Consider the following 16,826-nt stretch of genomic DNA (forward strand, 5'->3'; position numbering starts at 1 on the left):
CGTCTCCTCCTCATTCCACCAGCGAAATGTGCTCGTAGGGCATGTCGTATTCGGTCGCTGGACCCTCGAAGCCGCTGACGCGGTCCGAATGGGCCCAGATGCCCGGTACAAGCAGGAGCGGTGCGATCGCGTCATTATCGTGCAGCCAGTCGTAGACTTTCTGAAGCGCTGCACCCATTTCGTCTTCCGACGCAGACATTGCGGCCGTCACCAGCGGGTCAAGATGCTCCGCATCGATGAACAGCTTTCCGTCGACGCCATTGTCGTAAGTCGAAAGGAACAGCCCGACGATCGTACCGAACGGCTCGTAAGGAGCGCCGAAGGTCTGAAAGAAGGCGAGATCGAATTTGCGTTCGGGGATATCGCTGTGCCGTGACGCGTGATCGACCGAGCGGATCGTCACCTGGATGCCAAGCTCCATCAACTCTGACTGGATGACCTCGGCCACGGACCGAGAGCCCGGAATCTGCTCCTCGCTGACGACGAGTTCGAGCGCCAGTTGCTGGCCGTTCTTCGAACGCACCGGTTCACCGGTCCAGCCTGCTTCCTCAAGGAGGGCCTTCGCTGCCTCGATGTCGCGGACCGGCGTTTCGTAGCGGTTGCCCGACATCGGCACGTTCGGCGAGAACAGGTTTCCAGTAGAAGCCGCAAGGCCGCGATAAAGAACCTGGGAGATCGCCGTTCGATCGATGCCGATATTGATAGCCTTGCGTACCGTGGGATCCTTCAAAGCGTCTACACGATCGGGATTGAAAGCCATCACCATCGTCGTGGTGCCCGGATCGATCACGACTTGGACGCCCGCTGCACTCAGGGTTTGCGCCTCCGTAGCGGTGAGCGGCGACGCGAACGCACCCCCGATCAGGTCGATATCACCAGCTCTGAGCGCTGCCATGCGACCGCGGGAGTCCGGCAGAACTCTAACTTCGAGTTTCGGGAAGGCGGGCTTGTCACCCCAATAGTCTTCGTAGCGCTCGAAGAGGCTTGCCTCGTTGCTACTGCTGCCCTGGCGCCATGGACCGGTTCCAATGGGCTCCTTGTAGCTTCCATCTTCGCCGACCGAATGCGGGCTCAGGAAGCGGACGGGCCGAACATAGGAAAACTCCTGCAGGAGACCAAGCACCGGTTCGCGGAACAGAATTCGCACATGATGGTCGTCGACGATGTCAAGGCCGGCGAAAAGACGCGACGAGTTCATCCAGTTGTTGGCTTCGATTCCGATCCAACGGTCGAGATTCCATTTGAGCGCCGCGGCATCAAAAGGCGCCCCGTCGTGGAAAGTCACGCCCTCGCGAAGCGTAATGTTCAGCAACTTGCCGCCGTCTTCCACCGACCATTCCGTCGCCAGGCCGGGCTCGATGCTCCCGTCATGAGCGTATTTGAACAGCGGCTCGAACAGGAGATCCTGCACGGCAAAGAGGCCGGTGTATTTGTGCGGATTGAGATCGCCGGCAGCCTTGGCGATGGCCACCTTTAGTGTGCCCTCCTCCACTGCTGCCGATGCGATGCGGGGAAGCAAGCTTGCACCCGCCGTGACACAGACAATCCCTGACAATCCGCCCAGGAAATGGCGTCGGTTTATTGTGAACGACGAAATCCTCTTACTCATCTTCATTCCCCTCTTTTGTTGTTGAGTGTGTATTGCGCTCTCTCCAGCGCGGTTACCAGGCGCCGCGCACGGCGGCTTTCTCCTCCAAGGCGGCAAGCATCCGCTCGATGTCAGCGCGCAAGTCCTCGCGCGCCTCAAGGCCTGCACTGACGCGCAGAAGCAGGTCGTCATCCGTCCATTCGGTTGCGCTTCGATTTGCCCGCACCTGCATCGGCGCAACAAGACTGCGCGTGCCGCCCCAGGATGCCCCAATCGCGAAGACCTGCAGTGTGTCTAGCGTTGCGGCGACGTGGGCGGATACTTCAGGCTTGAACACCACGCTGAAAACGCCGCTTGCGCCAAGAAAGTCACGCTTCCAGAGTTCATGTCCCGGGCAGCCAGGCATCGGCGGGAACAGGACACGATCGACGAGCGGATGGTCACGGAAAATCGCTGCCAGTTCCAACGCAGACTCGAATGCATAAGCAAGCCTGACAGGGAGGGTTTCCATGCCGCGCAGCACCAACGCCGCGTCGTCCGGTGACACCCCGATCCCGTATCGTCCCAGCACCCCGCGTATCGAACCGGCGAGGGCCTCTGTGGACACTGTGATCGATCCCATGAGGACGTCGGAGTGGCCGGACACGTATTTCGTCAAAGCCTCCGTGACGATATCAACGCCATGACACAGCGGCTTGTAGTTGAGCGGCGTCGCCCACGTGTTGTCGCATCCGACAAGCGCACCTGCACCATGGGCGATCTCGACGATTGCTGGCAGGTCCTGGATTTCCATTGTGGTCGAGCCGGGAGACTCGCACCAGACCATTCGTGTCCGATCGTCGATGCGACGCTCAAGATCGCGCGGCGAGGAGGGATCATAGAAGCCTGCAGTCACCCCGAGACGTTTCAGGTCATTGGTCGCGAAATCGCGAACTGGAGGGTAGCAGTTGTCTGCAATGAGAACCTTGTCCCCTGCCCCAACAAACGCGACCATCGAGATTGCATTTGAAGCTTGTCCGGAGGGTGTCAGGAACGTCCTGGCGCCCTGCTCCAATTGAGTAATCTTTCGCTCCAGCGTGCGTGTCGTTGGTGTTCCGTACAGGCCGTAGGAATAACCGTCCATGCCGCGCGCAGCGCGGTTGGCGTATTCCTCGGCGGACCTGAACGTGATCGTCGAGCCGCGATGGACTGCGACCCCGAGCGGATCGAAGCCATCGGTCTTTACCTTCGGCGTCACCACACACGTCGTGTGATCCTTCATTCCTGTCTGCTCCTCTTCGTTGCAAGGAGGATTTAAGCAGTTGGCTATCTATTCCGTCTAATATTAAGATCGATGCCGTCTATTCTTGTGGGTTATAGGGAAATCCATGAATCTGCGTCAGATCGAAGTTTTCCATGCAGTGATGACCAATGGCACAGCCTCACGCGCCGCCGAAGTCCTGAGGATTTCGCAGCCGGCTGTCAGCAAAGCCATCCAGGAACTCGAGCGCGGCACCGGGCTTGCACTCTTCCATCGGATCAATGGACGGCTGGTGCCGACTTCGGAGGCGCAGCTTTTCTTTCGCGAGGTCGAGCAGTCCTTCACGGGACTTATTCATCTGCGCAGCGCAGCGGCACGCATTCGCGATTTCGGCTCCGGGGAAATTCGACTGGCCAGTCTTTCGGCACTCAGCACCAATGTTGTTCCAAAGGCGCTCTACGCGTTTCAAAAACGGCACCCCGAAGTGGCGATTACATTCCAGGCCCGAATGTCCTCGATGGTGAAGGATCTCGTTAGCTCCGGGCAATTCGATATCGGCCTGGCGGCCGATGAGATCGATTTGGCCGGTGTCGACGCTCAGCCTTTCGCGAACTATCGCACGGCCATTGCATTGCCAGCCAATCACCACCTGACGGAGCGGACGGTCATATGTCCCCAGGACCTGCATGGCGAAGCCTTCATCGCACTCGCCCCGGAGGACACCACCCGGAGGCAGATTGACGCGATCTTCGAGGCTGAGGCGGTGAAGCCGAAGATCGTGCTTGAGACGCCCTACTCGACGACGATATGCGCGATGGTGAATGCGGGGCTGGGTTGCGGCGTAGTGAACCCGATCACGGCCGAACCATTTCTCGGCAAAAATATCGTCATTCGCCCGTTTGAACGGGCCGTCTATTTTCGTACACTCCTGCTGTTGCCGCCAAACGGGCGGCCTTCGAAGATTGTGCGGGATCTCATGAGCGAACTGAAAAAGCACGCGAGCGCTGACGACGGGACCGCTGCCCCCACCGCCCGTTCCAGCGGGGCGGCCGCGATCGAATTCAGGTAGACGATTCGCCAATACGGGATGATGTGCAGGAGCAAGGCGTGATGCGCCGAACGCGCGTTTGACGATCCCTCGCTGAAGTGCGTGATGACTTTCGCAAGCCCATCCGGTCGGACCTCCTACCGCTTCCACCGCAGGAAGATCGTCGCGAGCGGCGGCAGTGTAAGAAGGATGGAGAAGTCCCTGCCATGCGCCGGATGGCGTTCAGCCCAGGCTTCAGCCTGGCCGAGATTGGATCCTCCATAGATCGCGGCATCGGTGTTGAGCACCACCTCAAAGCGTCCTTCTATCGGCACGCCAACGCGATAATCATGCCGCGGCACCGGCGTGAAGTTGGACATGATGAGGATATGCGAGGAGCGGTCCTGTGAGCTGCGGAGCATGCCGTAGATGGAGTTTTCCGCGTCGTCGGCAACCGCCCATTCGAAGCCAGCCGGGTCAAGGTCGCCGAACTGAAGCGCAGGTTCTCGCACATAAAGCCCATTAAGATCGCGGATCAGTTGCTGAATGCCCGCATGATCGGGCCGGTCGAGCAGGTCCCAATGAACGGAGCCGTCATGGCTCCATTCGGCTTCCTGGGCAAGCTCGCCGCCCATGAAGAGCAGTTTCTTGCCTGGATGACCCCACATGAAGGCGTAATAGGCGCGCAGGTTCGCCAGCCTCTGCCACTGGTCGCCGGGCATCTTCCCGAGCAAGGAACCTTTGCCGTGCACGACCTCGTCATGGGAGAGCGGCAGCATGAACCGTTCGGAATAGGCGTAGATCATGCCGAAGGTCATCGCGCCGTGGTGGTATTTGCGGTAGACTGGATCCTCCTGCATGTAGTGCAGCGTGTCGTGCATCCAACCCATGTTCCACTTGAAATCAAAGCCGAGGCCGCCCTCCTCGGGCGCCTTGGTCACATCCGGCCAGGCGGTCGACTCTTCCGCGGCGGTGAAGGCATGGGGGAAGCGCTGATGGATGATGCTGTTCAGGTGCTTCAAGAACTCCACTGCTTCGAGGTTCTCGCGACCGCCGTATTGATTTGGTATCCATTGACCCTCCTCACGGCTGTAGTCCCGGTAGAGCATCGAGGCGACTGCGTCCACGCGCAACGCATCCACGTGATAATGCTCCAGCCATTCCAGCGCGCTGGCAATCAGGAATCCTTTCACCTCGTTGCGGCCAAGATTGTAAATCAGCGTGTTCCAGTCGCGGTGGAAGCCCTCACGCGGATCCTCATGCTCGTAGAGCGCGGTGCCGTCGAAACGGGCGAGCCCCCAGACATCGGTGGGAAAATGGGCCGGCACCCAGTCGAGGATGACGCCGATGTCCGCGGCATGGCAGCGGTCGACGAAGTAGGCAAAATCCTCCGGCGTGCCGTAACGACCGGTGGGAGCGAAGAGGCCGAGCGGCTGGTAGCCCCAGGAGCCGCCGAAGGGATGTTCCATGATCGGCAGGAATTCGATGTGGGTGAAGCCGAGATCCCGCGCATAGGGAATCAGCCGCTGGCTGAGCTCGACCCAGTCGAGCGGCCGGTTTCCCTCCTCGGTGATCCTCAGCCAGGACCCGGGATGCACCTCATAGACCGAGATTGCTCCGTTGATCGATCGCTCGGCGCGGCGGGCGCGCATCCAGTCCTCGTCGCTCCAGCGGAAAGGTTTGGACGACGCGACGATCGAAGCCGTCGAGGGTGCGGCTTCGCTGGCGCGGGCAACCGGGTCTGCTTTCTGAGGCAGGAGATTGCCGTGAGCGTCGAGCAGCTCGTATTTATAGCGCTCTCCATGCGTGAGGCGCGGAATGAAGATTTCCCATATGCCCGCTGACGGCCGCAGTCGCATCGGATGTCGGCGGCCATCCCAACTGTTGAAATCGCCGACGACGGAAACCCGCCGCGCATTCGGTGCCCATACGGAAAAGCGCACGCCCTGCACACCATCGACGTCCATCGGAATGGCGCCAAGTGTGCGGCCAAGATCGTAGTGGGTGCCCTGAGAGATCAGGTGCAGATCGAGGTCGCCGAGCAAAAGGCCGAATGAATAAGGATCCTCCGTCTCCTGCACGGCATCAGGCCAGTGGATGCGAAGGCGGTAACTGGCCACGCTGCCGATAGCACCGGCGAAAAGGCCGCCCTCATGAATCAGCTCCAGCCGCGTCAGCGCGCGGTTGGTATCGGACTCGACCACGTCCACGGAGACGGCGCCGGGCAGCAAGGCCCTTACGACGTTGAGATCGTCATATCGATGACGACCGAGGATGGAGAAAGGATCGCCATGCCGGCCTTCGACGAGAGCCTGGAGGCCTTCAGCGACGGTGCCGATCATCAGGTCTGCGCGCTCATATCTCATGCGACGTCTCCAAGAGTCTCGATGCGATAGCCGAGAAGCCGGCAAGCGGCAGCGGCAGCCAGGTGGGGCGATTGCGCGCTTCATAGGCGATCTCGTAGGCCGCCTTCTCCAGCAGGAAGAGGTCGAGGATGCGACCGCGCGAAACCGGACGTAAGCTGAGTTCTCGCGTCTTGCCGATGGCGTCGAGATAACCTTCGAGGAAGGCAGGTTCCGCCATTTCGACGAAGCGCGCCACGAGCGCGGCATGTCTTCGATCGTCCACCTCGCTCACCAGCTCCCGCTCGAGATTGGCGGCCGCTGCAAGATAGCTCAGCGATCTCAGTAGCCCCGCAACATCCCGCAGCGGATTGGTCTTGGCGCGGCGCTCAGCGAGATCGCGGGCGGGTTCGCCCTCGAAATCGATGATATAGGCGTCACCTTCCGCAACCAGAACCTGGCCCAGATGGAAGTCGCCGTGATTGCGGGTCATCAGCGTGCCTGCCGCGGCCTTTGACAGGTGCCCGGCCAACTTCAAAAGCTCCTCGCGTCGTGCGACGAGCGGTCCGATCTGCTGGGCAACTTCTGGAGCGAGGCTTTCCTGGATCTCCTCGAGGAGGGCGAGGCTTTCCTGAATTTGCTTCTTCACGGCATCGCCCCACCGTCCGGCATCCTCCTTGGACATGCGGACCGGTTTGAAATCCTCGTTTTCGGTCGGTTGTGCCAGCGCCACATGCAATTCGCCGAGCCGCTTGCCAATCGTCGCGGCGAAATCCACGAGCGGCCTGAAGTACTCATCTGCCATGTCTGCCTCGACACCGGTCACCATCACCTCGTCGATCGCGCGGCGCAGGTTGCTGAGCATCCAGTTCCAGGCATCGCCTTGATTGCGGATCGCTCCTTGTACGATGATCAATGTGCAACGGCAGCCGTCCGGCGTCGTGTGCCCCACTTCGCCGAGCAACTGTGCGGTGTTCCCATATCCGATTTCCGTCAGATGGCGCGTCATCTCCACCTCCGGATGGACACCCGGCAGGACGTGGCGGATGAGCTTCACCATCGCGATCTCGCCGATGATGAGCGAACTGTTGGATTGCTCGGCTGAGAGCCAACGCACCGGCAGGTCGTCGTTCATGCTCATGCGGTCGAGCAGATCCGTGCCGAGGAATTCGAGCGTGCCCGCCCGGTCGGAGATCACCGCTCGTTCGCGCAGTCCGCGGATGACGCTGCGTGCCAACGCCTCTATCGCAAAGCCGTCGGTCAAAAATCCGACGCGGCGGCCCTGGCGGAGGCGGGCAAGCGCGAGTTGTTGCGCAAGCGCCGTTGGCTGCCCGTCATCCCACGACACCGCAAGTGGCAGCAAATAGGTGTCCTTGCGGCCGTCGAGTTCGGCTTCCACCTCTCCAAGCGAGAGGTCACGGGCGAAGGGAATTGGCGTGGCGACGACGAGCGAGGCATGCCTCAGCTTCTCGCCCTTGGCGCCGAACCAACGCCGCCTGCCAAGATAGGCTGGCAGTATCTCGTTCGAGAGCGTGCCTGATAGCCGCGGCTCATCGACCAGTTCCTGCAGGTTGCGGCGTACCACCATAGTCACCATGTCCTGCATCTGTTCCGGTGGTTCGGCGCGCCAGGCGGGGCCGTCCGCCTCCTTCGCGAGCAGGAACCAGAAGAAGCCATAGGGGGGCAGAGTGAGCATGTAGGTGAGCTGCCCGATCGGCGGGAACGGCGACATGCCGGTCAACTCGATGGGGGTGCGGCCGGCAAAGTTCGCAAGGTCGAGTTCGACGGCCTGGGGCAGGCGCGACAAGTTGGCGACGCAGAGGATCGTGTCCTCGCGATATTCGCGGAGATAGGCAAGAATCTTCCTGTTGCCGGGCGAGAGGAACCTTAGGGAACCGCGCCCGAATGCCGAATGCTTGCTGCGCAGCGCCAGCATGCGCCGTGTCCAGTTGAGCAGCGAATGAGCATCGGCGCCCTGTGCCTCGACATTGACTGCCTCAAAGCCGTAAAGCGGGTCCATGATGGGCGGAAGCACAAGCCGTGCCGGATCCGTCTTGGAAAAACCGCCGTTGCGGTCCGGCGACCATTGCATGGGCGTGCGCACACCGTCGCGGTCGCCGAGATAGATATTGTCACCCATGCCGATCTCGTCGCCGTAATAGATCACAGGCGTGCCGGGCATGGAAAATAAGAGTGCGTTCATCAACTCGACGCGACGGCGATCGCGCTCCATGAGCGGCGAAAGACGGCGCCGAATTCCGAGGTTGATGCGGGCGCGACGGTCGGTGGCATAGATGTTCCAGAGATAATCGCGCTCTTCATCGGTCACCATCTCCAGCGTCAGCTCGTCATGGTTCCGCAAGAAGATCGCCCATTGGCACGTCTCAGGGATTTCCGGCGTCTGCCGCATGATATCGGTGATCGGGAAGCGGTCTTCCTTGGCGATCGCCATGTACATGCGCGGCATGAGCGGGAAATGGAAGGCCATGTGGCATTCATCGCCGTCGCCGAAATAGTCACGCGTGTCCTCCGGCCATTGATTGGCCTCGGCAAGCAGCATCTTGCCGGGATGGGTGGAATCAAGGGCCGCACGGATCTTCTTCAGGATCGCATGCGTCTCCGGCAGATTCTCGTTGATCGTGCCCTCTCGTTCCACCAGGTAAGGGATCGCGTCGAGCCGGAAGCCGTCGATGCCGGTCTCCAGCCAGAAGCGCATCACACCCAAAAGCTCCTCCAGCACCAACGGATTGTCGAAATTGAGGTCGGGCTGGTGGGAATAGAACCGGTGCCAATAATAGGCGCCGGCGACTGGATCCCATGTCCAGTTGGACTTTTCGGTGTCGAGGAAGATGATCCGGGTCTCGGGGAACTTCTGATCGGTATCCGACCAGACATAGAAGTCCCGCTCCGGCGAGCCGGGGGGCGCGCGCCGCGCCCGCTGGAACCATGGATGCTGGTCGGACGTATGGTTGATGACGAGCTCAATGATCACCCGGAGCCCGCGTCGATGCGCGGCTTCCACGAAAGCCGTGAACTCCTCCACCGTGCCGTAGTCCGTGCTGACATTGGTGTAGTCGGCGATATCGTATCCGTCGTCGCGACGCGGGGACGGAAAGAAGGGCAAGAGCCAGATGGTATTGGCGCCAAGCGAAGCGATATGATCGAGCTTCTCGTGAAGGCCCTTGAAGTCCCCGATACCGTCGTTATTGGCATCGAAGAACGACTTGATATGAAGTTGGTAGATGAGCGCGTCCTTATACCACAGGGAATCGGGTTCTTGCGGGCTGGTCTGATCCTGCCCCTGGTCGCGGCTTGTGATCGCCATGTCCATTTTCTTTCTCCTGCCTTATCTCACGCGCCAGATCGCAAACGGCAGACCGGCATGCGGATCGAGCCGAAGGTGCTGGACCCCGCCGGTCCAGCTGAACGTGCGACCTGTGATCAGGTCTTCGAGGTCGAGCGTGCCATGGTCCGGGAGGTTCCACGACCGGAGCGGGATTTCCACATCCGCTTCCTGCGCATTGTAGGGATCGAGGTTGACGGCGATGAGCAAAGCGTTCTCACGTCCGGAACTGATCCTCTCATAGAACATGATGTTGTCGTTCCAGGCGGTGAGAAGCTCAAGGCCGAGATGTGAATGCAGGGCCGGGTTTTCCTTTCGGATCCGGTTGAGCATTGTGATCTCGGATTTGATGTTGCCCGGCCGATCGTAGTCCCAGGCGCGGATCTCATACTTTTCGGAGTCGGCATATTCCTTGCGCTTGGCGTCCGGCCGACCCTCGCAGAGCTCGAAGCCATTGTAGACACCCCAAAGTCCTGAGAGTGTCGCGGCAAGTGCCGCCCGGACCAGATAGGCCGGACGCGGCGCGTTTTGCAGGAAGTCGGGATTGATGTCGTGCGTGTTGACGAAGAAGTGGGGGCGGAAGAACTCCTTCGGTTCCTGCGTGGTGATCTCGCGCATGTATTGCTCGAGCTCCCACTTCGTGTTGCGCCAGGTGAAATAGGTGTACGACTGAGAAAAGCCGATCTTGGCGAGTCGATACATCACCTTCGGCTTGGTGAAAGCTTCCGACAGGAAGACGACATCCGGATGCCGCGACCTGATATCGGCGATCAGCCACTCCCAGAACGGGAAGGGCTTGGTGTGCGGATTATCGACGCGAAAGAGCTTGACGCCGGTGTCGATCCACTTCTGCACGATATCGCGCAGCTCGATCCAGAGCGACGGGATCGCGTCCCAGCTATAGAAATCCACATTGACGATGTCTTCGTACTTCTTGGGTGGATTTTCCGCGTAACGAATGCTTCCGTCCGGTCGCCAGTCGAACCAGCCCGGATGCTGTGTCAGCCACGGGTGGTCGGGCGAGCACTGGATGGCGAGATCGAGCGCAATCTCCAGGCCCTCGTGCTTGCCGGCGTCCACCAGACGACGGAAGTCCTCGAACGTGCCGAGCTCAGGATGGATCGCGTCGTGACCGCCGTCCGGCGAGCCGATGGCATAGGGGCTGCCCGGATCCTCCGGCGCCGCGCGCAGGCTGTTGTTCCTGCCCTTGCGATTGGTCTTGCCGATAGGATGAATCGGCGGGAAATAGAGCACGTCGAAACCCATGGCGCGGATGGCCGGCAACCGCTTGATGACGTCGTCGAATGTGCCGTGGCGGGTCGGATCGCCGCTCTGTGAGCGTGGAAATACCTGGTACCAGCTTGCGAAGGCGGCGGCCGGACGCTCTGCATCGAGAGGGATGGTCTGCGACCTGAGACGATGGGGTCGTCGATCCGCCGCCGCCATCAGCTCGGCGGTTTCTGCCGCCAGCAGGATTTCGGTGCGCTGGACATCCTGCGCCGCAGTCAGCCTGTCAAACAGGGTTTTGAGCTGCCTCTTGAGCTGGCCTTGCGCGTAGTCGAGCGCGTCTACCACGAGGTTGATGCCCTCCTGGATTTCGAGCCGGAGGTCGAGCCGCGCCTCGTGCTTCTTGGTGAACTCGTAGCGGAAGATCTGAAACTGACTGCGCCAGGCTTCAATCACGAATTCGTGCCTTCCCAGGCGCCTGGGCGTGAACTCCGCATGCCAGCGATCATTTTCGATCAGCTCCATGTGAACTTCGTTCCAGCCGCTTTCGTCGACGGCTCGCCAGAGCAGGGCGGCCGAAAGCGGGTCGTGGCCATCGCCGAAAATATCTGCCTCGACCTTCACCGTCTCGCCGACAACGCGCTTGACGACGAAACGGCCGTCATCGACCGCTGGCGTGATCTTTTCGATTGCCAATCTCGAAGACGCGGCGGCCTCGTCGGCACTGGTTACTTGAACCGCGTCGATGATCGGAACGGATGACTGTCCTTCGAAAATGCGCAGTTCACCCGGCTTCAGCTTGAGATTGGCATCAAGAACCTCGTCTTTGGCCTGCGGGTCGGAGAGCGGGAGGAACAGGGACGCTGCCTCCCGCAACACGTTGAACGGTGCATTGACGACGCGCCTGAGGTCGCGGTTGAGCACAACGACGCGGACTTTCTGCGAGGAGCGAATGTCGGCCTCGTCCGTCTGCATCAGAGCGATGGCCGGCGTTTGGCTGGCGGAGATCAGCTTGAGTGGCTGCCGCGCGAAGCCGGCGGCCGTCTTGTTGGGCCAGCCGTTTACGGTGCGGATATCGTCGGAAAGATCGAACGAGCCCTGCTTGCGAAGGCCAAGCAGGCCGGTTCCATCGCCATGCATCGGATCGAGCGGCGTGACAGCGCCATATTCGAACCCCATCGGAATCATCAGGCCGCTGGCAAATGTGGAAGCCAGCTTCAGCGCGCGGACGGCCTTGCGCTGCAGCACTTCACATCCGTCGCTGCCGTGGGCGATTCGCCTGCCGAACGGCGCCTCCGGGAAGGTGACCTGATACCCGATCTGCCTCTGGATCTGATATTCGTCTGTAATCCAGCGTTCCTCCAGGTTCCACCAGGCAAGCGATGAGAAGCTGCCGTCAAAGCCCGCCCCGTCAAGAGCCTTGCGGTCTTCGAACGCGGTGCCGGGCGTCCAGGCAAGAAAGATTGTTTCTGGCGCCAGGTTGCGGACTGAGGCGATAAGATCGTACCAGGCCTCCGGCGCCAGGCGACCGATCCCCAGGCAGCGATAGCCCGCAATGCCGAGGCCCGTGAGCCAGGTCATACGGCGGCGCCAGTCCTCGATGTACCTGGCTTCACCCATGAATTCGACGCGCCGGCTGCGGCTTTCCTGCGGTGCCACGCGCGGATCGGCGATGATGGCGCCCGCGGGCTTGTCGTCGGCGGCCACCCGATCCACGACGAGGTCGAGCATGAGTCTGAGATCGTTCTCCCGAGCTGCCTCAACCAACGCCCTGACGCCATCCTCGACAGACTGACCCAGTTCCAGCTCAGGATCGAGCCGATCGAAATGCCGGGTGACGAAGACACTGGCATATTGGCCGCGTTCAAAAAGGGGTGCCGTCAGCACTGTATCAAAACCGAGGCCCTTGGCATGCGTGAAAACCTCTCTCCACGCGTCGAGCCCCTTCAACACCAAAGGATGCACGTAGTAGATCTGCGGTGGCAGTTGGGAGAGCGAGATTCGCGAAACGACTTGGGAGCGTATGTTCATCGGTCGTGCCTCGCTGCAGGCCTTTGTCGTCTAACGGTGAGGTCACCATGCTTGTTCCTTTGAAAAGGGGCGAATTGGCTACGGCGATCAAACAAGGGAGGATTTCTTGGATTATGTCGCGCAGGCAAACATTATAAGGTGCGCAGCGGGGAGCATGCCGTCGGGCAAGCCCACACCCTTCAGGAGACCTCATGTTTGACCACGTCAAATTCGGAGTGAGCGACTATGCAGCGAGCAAAGCGTTCTTCCTCAAGGCACTCGAACCGCTCGGCGTAGCCGTTGTCTCGGAGGGACCGCCTTCGTACGGCGTCGAGCTCAGCCCAAAGGGCAAGGCTTCATTGTGCCTCTTCCAAACCGAGGAGAAGCCGGCGCATCTTCACTTGGCCTTCACGGCCGAGAATCGCCAGCAAGTCGAAGCGTTCTATCGCGCGGCTCTGGAGGCGGGCGGCAAGGACAATGGTGCGCCTGGCCTGCGCCCGCACTACCATGCCAACTACTATGCCGCTTTCGTCATTGGGCCGGACGGGCACAACATCGAGGCGGTTTGCCACGAACCTGAGGGCTAACCTTTCAGGCGACGTCCACAAACGAGCTTCGCCGACTTGCGGCCGCCCCTCGGCGAATGTTGAACGTCTGCTTCCAGCCCCAAAACGGCTGGCGCCTCGCCGACCTCTTTTTACGTTCGCCTTATCCTTTCGCCCTTGGCATTTGCACGAACCTATAATACAGGTTTTCAAAAGTCATAGGATAGAAAATGAGCGAAACGGACCCGGCCACTCCATCTTCCGGCGACCTCGTCGCAGGCGCGGTCTCGCAGATTTCCGCCTTCATTCGCGAAAGCCAGTTGAAGCCGGGGGATCGCCTGCCCTCCGAATCAGCCCTGACGGAAAGCCTCAACGTGTCCCGCACCGTTGTTCGCGAGGCCCTTCGTTCGCTCGCCGCGATGCGACTGATCGACCTCGGTGCCGGCAAGCGGCCCACCGTCGCCGAACTCGACGACAGTTCCATCGCCATGACCTTCCGGCACGGCCTGTTCACCGACCAGATCGACATCCGCCAGATCTATGACGCGCGCCGCACCATCGAGGGGCGTACGGCAACGCTCGCCGCCCTGCTGCGCACAGACAAGGAGGCGGACGCGATTCTCGGTTTCGCCCGCGCCATGCAGAACCGCCTCGACCAGCCGGCCGTCGTCATGGCAAACGACCTCGCCCTTCATCTGGCGATCGCGCGCGCCTCGAAGAACCCCGTCTTCGCCCTCATCATCGGCGCCTTTCAGGGCGTGATCGTCGAGAGTTGGCCGATCGGCTGGAAGGCGCGTGCCACCGACGACGAACGCGAAGCCATGAACCGCCTGCACCTCGACCTCGCCGAGGCGATCGCCGCCTCCGATCCGCAGGCGGCCTCGACAATCATGGACCGGCATTTCGACGAGAGCCTCAGGGCTCTCGCCCGTGCCGGCCTGACCTGAACCAAGAAACTGGAGTTCCCATGAAAATCACAGGTCTCGAAACCGTGCGCGTCGCCGAGCGCGCCAATCTCCTCTGGCTGCTCGTGCATACCGACGAAGGCATAACCGGCCTCGGGGAAACCTTCTTCGGCGCGGAGACCGTCGAAGCCTACATCCACGAGTACATCGCGCCCCGCGTGATCGGCCGTGATCCGCTGGAGATAGACCGCCTCGCGGCCGATCTCGTCGGCTATATCGGCTTCCGTTCCTCCGGCGCCGAAGTGCGCGGCAACTCCGCCTTCGACATCGCGCTCTGGGACATTTTCGGAAAGGTGACGGGGCAGCCGATCGCCCAGCTTCTCGGCGGCTTCACGCGCCGCGAGATCCGCACCTATAACACCTGCGCCGGCACCGAATACATCAAGAAGGCGACCGGCCAGACGACCGCCAACTACGGCCTTTCGACCGGCAAGGATTATGACGACCTGAACGGCTTCCTGCACCGCGCCGACGAACTGGCGCTCTCGCTGCTCGAAGACGGCATCACCGCCATGAAGATTTGGCCGTTCGACGCGGCCGCCGAAAGGACGCGCGGCCAGTACATCTCGGTCCCCGACCTCAAGCGGGCGCTCGTCCCCTTCGAAAAGATCCGCGCGGCCGTCGGCGACAAGATGGACATCATGGTCGAGTTCCACTCCATGTGGCAGTTGCTGCCGGCCATGCAGATCGCCAAAGCGCTCGCCCCTTTCAACACCTTCTGGCATGAAGATCCGATCAAGATGGACAGCCTTTCGAGCCTGAAGCGCTATGCCGAAGTCTCGCCGGCCCCGATCTCGGCTTCCGAAACGCTCGCCACCCGGTGGGGTTTCCGCGACTACCTTGAAACCGGCGCGGCCGGTGTCGTCATGCTCGACATATCCTGGTGCGGCGGGCTCTCGGAAGCCCGCAAGATCGCGTCGATGGCCGAAGCCTGGCACCTGCCGGTCGCCCCCCACGACTGCACCGGCCCGGTGGTGCTCTGCGCCTCGACCCATCTGTCGCTCAATGCGCCGAATGCGCTGGTCCAGGAAAGCGTGCGCGCCTTCTACAACACCTGGTATCGCGATCTTGTAACCGCGCTGCCGGAGGTGAAGAACGGGATGATCACGGTTCCCCCCGGTCCGGGCCTCGGCATGGAGCTTCATCCCGAGATCGAGAAGACATTCACAGTCAGCCGCCGCATGTCGGACGCCTCAAGCATCTGACGATGGCAAACCAATAGGGCGTCTGCGGCAACTCTTGAGCTCGCCGCCTTCGCCAGCCCGCCGCGGTAATGCTGCTCGGCAGGTGCTGTTTGGGCTGAACAACACGATCGGCACGCCAAGACCGACGCCAGGCTTCCGAGAAGCTCAACATAAAGAAGCCCGCACCGGAGACCGCTGCGGGCGTCTTTTTTTTGGTGCGGTCCCCAAAGGACCGCCACTGCAGCGCCGCGCGTCGGACGCGCAAAGGATGCTGTAGCACTCTGAATTGCTGCATGTTTTTATCCTTAAATCAGCTAGGATTTAAGGAAACCTGCAGCAGGGAGATTACTTGCGGATCTCGGAAAGTTCGGCGAGGACTGCGTCCACGACGTCAGCACCGATCTCGTCCATGTGCTTTTGGTAAACGACCATCGACTTCTCGCGGATGCGGGTCTGTTCTTCCGGAGACAGGACGTTCACTTCGAGGCCGGCGGCCTTGATCTTCTCCAGCGACTTCTTGTTCAGGTCTCCGATGACCTGACGCTCGACGTCGCGGCCGACGACGGCGCATTCACGAAGGGCCGCCTGCTCTTCCGGGGTGTAAGTGTCGAAGATGGCCTTCGAGAACAGGAAGAGGAACGGCGTGTAGGCGTGGTTGGTCTCGGTGATGTACTTCTGCACTTCGAAGAACTTCGAGGTGTCGATCGTCACATAGGGGTTTTCCTGGGCGTCGATCGTTTTGGTTTCGAGAGCCGAGAACACCTCGCCGAAGGCCATCGGCGTGGCGTTGGCGCCGAGGTTCTGGAAGGTATCGAGGAAGATGTTGTTCTGCATGACGCGGACCTTCAGGCCCGAGAAGTCTTCCCACTTCGTGACCGGACGGACGGAGTTCGACAGGTTACGGAAGCCGTTTTCCCAGTAAGCGAGGTTGACGAGGCCAACGGCTGCGAGCTTCTCGTCCATCATCTTGCCGAACTTGCCGTCGAGAACCTTGTAGGCTTCCTGGGCATTGGCGAAGAGGAACGGCAGGTCGAAGACGCCGAGAGCCGGCTCGATGCCGACGAGCGGCGACGACGAGGTCACGACGGCTTCCTGGACGCCCGAACGGAGCGCCTGGGTTGCCTGCAGGTCGCCGCCGAGCGCACCGCCCCAGAAGGCCGTCAGCTTGAGCTTGCCGCCGGACTTTTCGTCCAGGCACTTCTGCATGGCCTCGATACCATTACCGACCGGGTGGTCGGCGTTGATACCGTTCGACACACGGATATTGCGGTCGTTGAATTCGGCGAATGCCGGAGCCGAAGCCGTGCAGGCGAACGCGATGGCAGTCGTGGCGAGTAGAAGTTTTCTCATAATTA

Annotated in this window: 10 protein-coding genes; 4 read left to right on the forward strand and 6 right to left on the reverse strand. The window is 61.0% G+C overall.

The features are described from left to right. Positions 1–10: 10 nt before the first annotated feature. Positions 11–1,615 (reverse strand): ABC transporter substrate-binding protein, encoded by a 1,605-nt coding sequence (locus tag QA637_RS28280; RefSeq protein WP_327791003.1) that lies wholly within the window; start codon positions 1,613–1,615, stop codon positions 11–13. Between the two features lie 46 nt (positions 1,616–1,661). Next, entirely contained in the window at positions 1,662–2,849 is a 1,188-nt protein-coding gene (locus QA637_RS28285) for a trans-sulfuration enzyme family protein (RefSeq protein ID WP_153440691.1), read from the reverse strand. 106 nt (positions 2,850–2,955) lie between these two features. Between QA637_RS28285 and QA637_RS28290 the strand changes: the two genes are divergently transcribed. Then, entirely contained in the window at positions 2,956–3,897 is a 942-nt protein-coding gene (locus QA637_RS28290) for a LysR substrate-binding domain-containing protein (RefSeq protein WP_153440690.1), read from the forward strand. A 116-nt stretch (positions 3,898–4,013) separates the two neighbouring features. Here the strand turns inward: QA637_RS28290 and glgB are convergent, their stop codons facing one another. From glgB to QA637_RS28305, 3 genes are read right to left on the reverse strand one after another with little or no spacing between them, the layout of a single operon-like run. Next, the gene (glgB, locus tag QA637_RS28295) at positions 4,014–6,221 is read right to left on the reverse strand and encodes a 1,4-alpha-glucan branching protein GlgB (RefSeq protein WP_283066128.1); all 2,208 of its coding nucleotides are present in this window, start codon (positions 6,219–6,221) and stop codon (positions 4,014–4,016) included. Then, entirely contained in the window at positions 6,211–9,522 is a 3,312-nt protein-coding gene (gene treS / locus QA637_RS28300) for a maltose alpha-D-glucosyltransferase (RefSeq protein ID WP_283067375.1), read from the reverse strand. The genes glgB and treS overlap by 11 nt, the downstream gene beginning before the upstream one ends. Before the next feature lie 21 nt (positions 9,523–9,543). Continuing rightward, positions 9,544–12,798: an alpha-1,4-glucan--maltose-1-phosphate maltosyltransferase gene (locus tag QA637_RS28305; protein WP_283066130.1), complete on the reverse strand. Its 3,255-nt coding sequence runs from the start codon at positions 12,796–12,798 to the stop codon at positions 9,544–9,546. A 191-nt stretch (positions 12,799–12,989) separates the two neighbouring features. On the opposite strand from QA637_RS28305, the gene QA637_RS28310 reads away from it, so the two are divergent. From QA637_RS28310 to QA637_RS28320, 3 genes are all read left to right on the forward strand, one after another. Further along, the gene (locus QA637_RS28310; RefSeq protein ID WP_283066132.1) at positions 12,990–13,364 is read left to right on the forward strand and encodes a VOC family protein; all 375 of its coding nucleotides are present in this window, start codon (positions 12,990–12,992) and stop codon (positions 13,362–13,364) included. A gap of 188 nt (positions 13,365–13,552) precedes the next feature. Next, positions 13,553–14,269: a FadR/GntR family transcriptional regulator gene (locus QA637_RS28315; RefSeq protein ID WP_283066134.1), complete on the forward strand. Its 717-nt coding sequence runs from the start codon at positions 13,553–13,555 to the stop codon at positions 14,267–14,269. A gap of 20 nt (positions 14,270–14,289) precedes the next feature. Beyond that, positions 14,290–15,492: a mandelate racemase/muconate lactonizing enzyme family protein gene (locus QA637_RS28320; protein ID WP_283066135.1), complete on the forward strand. Its 1,203-nt coding sequence runs from the start codon at positions 14,290–14,292 to the stop codon at positions 15,490–15,492. 324 nt (positions 15,493–15,816) lie between these two features. On the opposite strand, the gene QA637_RS28325 is transcribed toward QA637_RS28320, so the two are convergent. Next, a complete protein-coding gene (locus QA637_RS28325; protein ID WP_153443022.1) occupies positions 15,817–16,821 on the reverse strand; it encodes a TRAP transporter substrate-binding protein in 1,005 nt (334 codons plus the stop codon). Positions 16,822–16,826 lie beyond the last annotated feature (5 nt).

The organism is Sinorhizobium terangae (genome assembly GCF_029714365.1).
GTDB classification, from domain to species: Bacteria; Pseudomonadota; Alphaproteobacteria; order Rhizobiales; family Rhizobiaceae; genus Sinorhizobium; species Sinorhizobium terangae.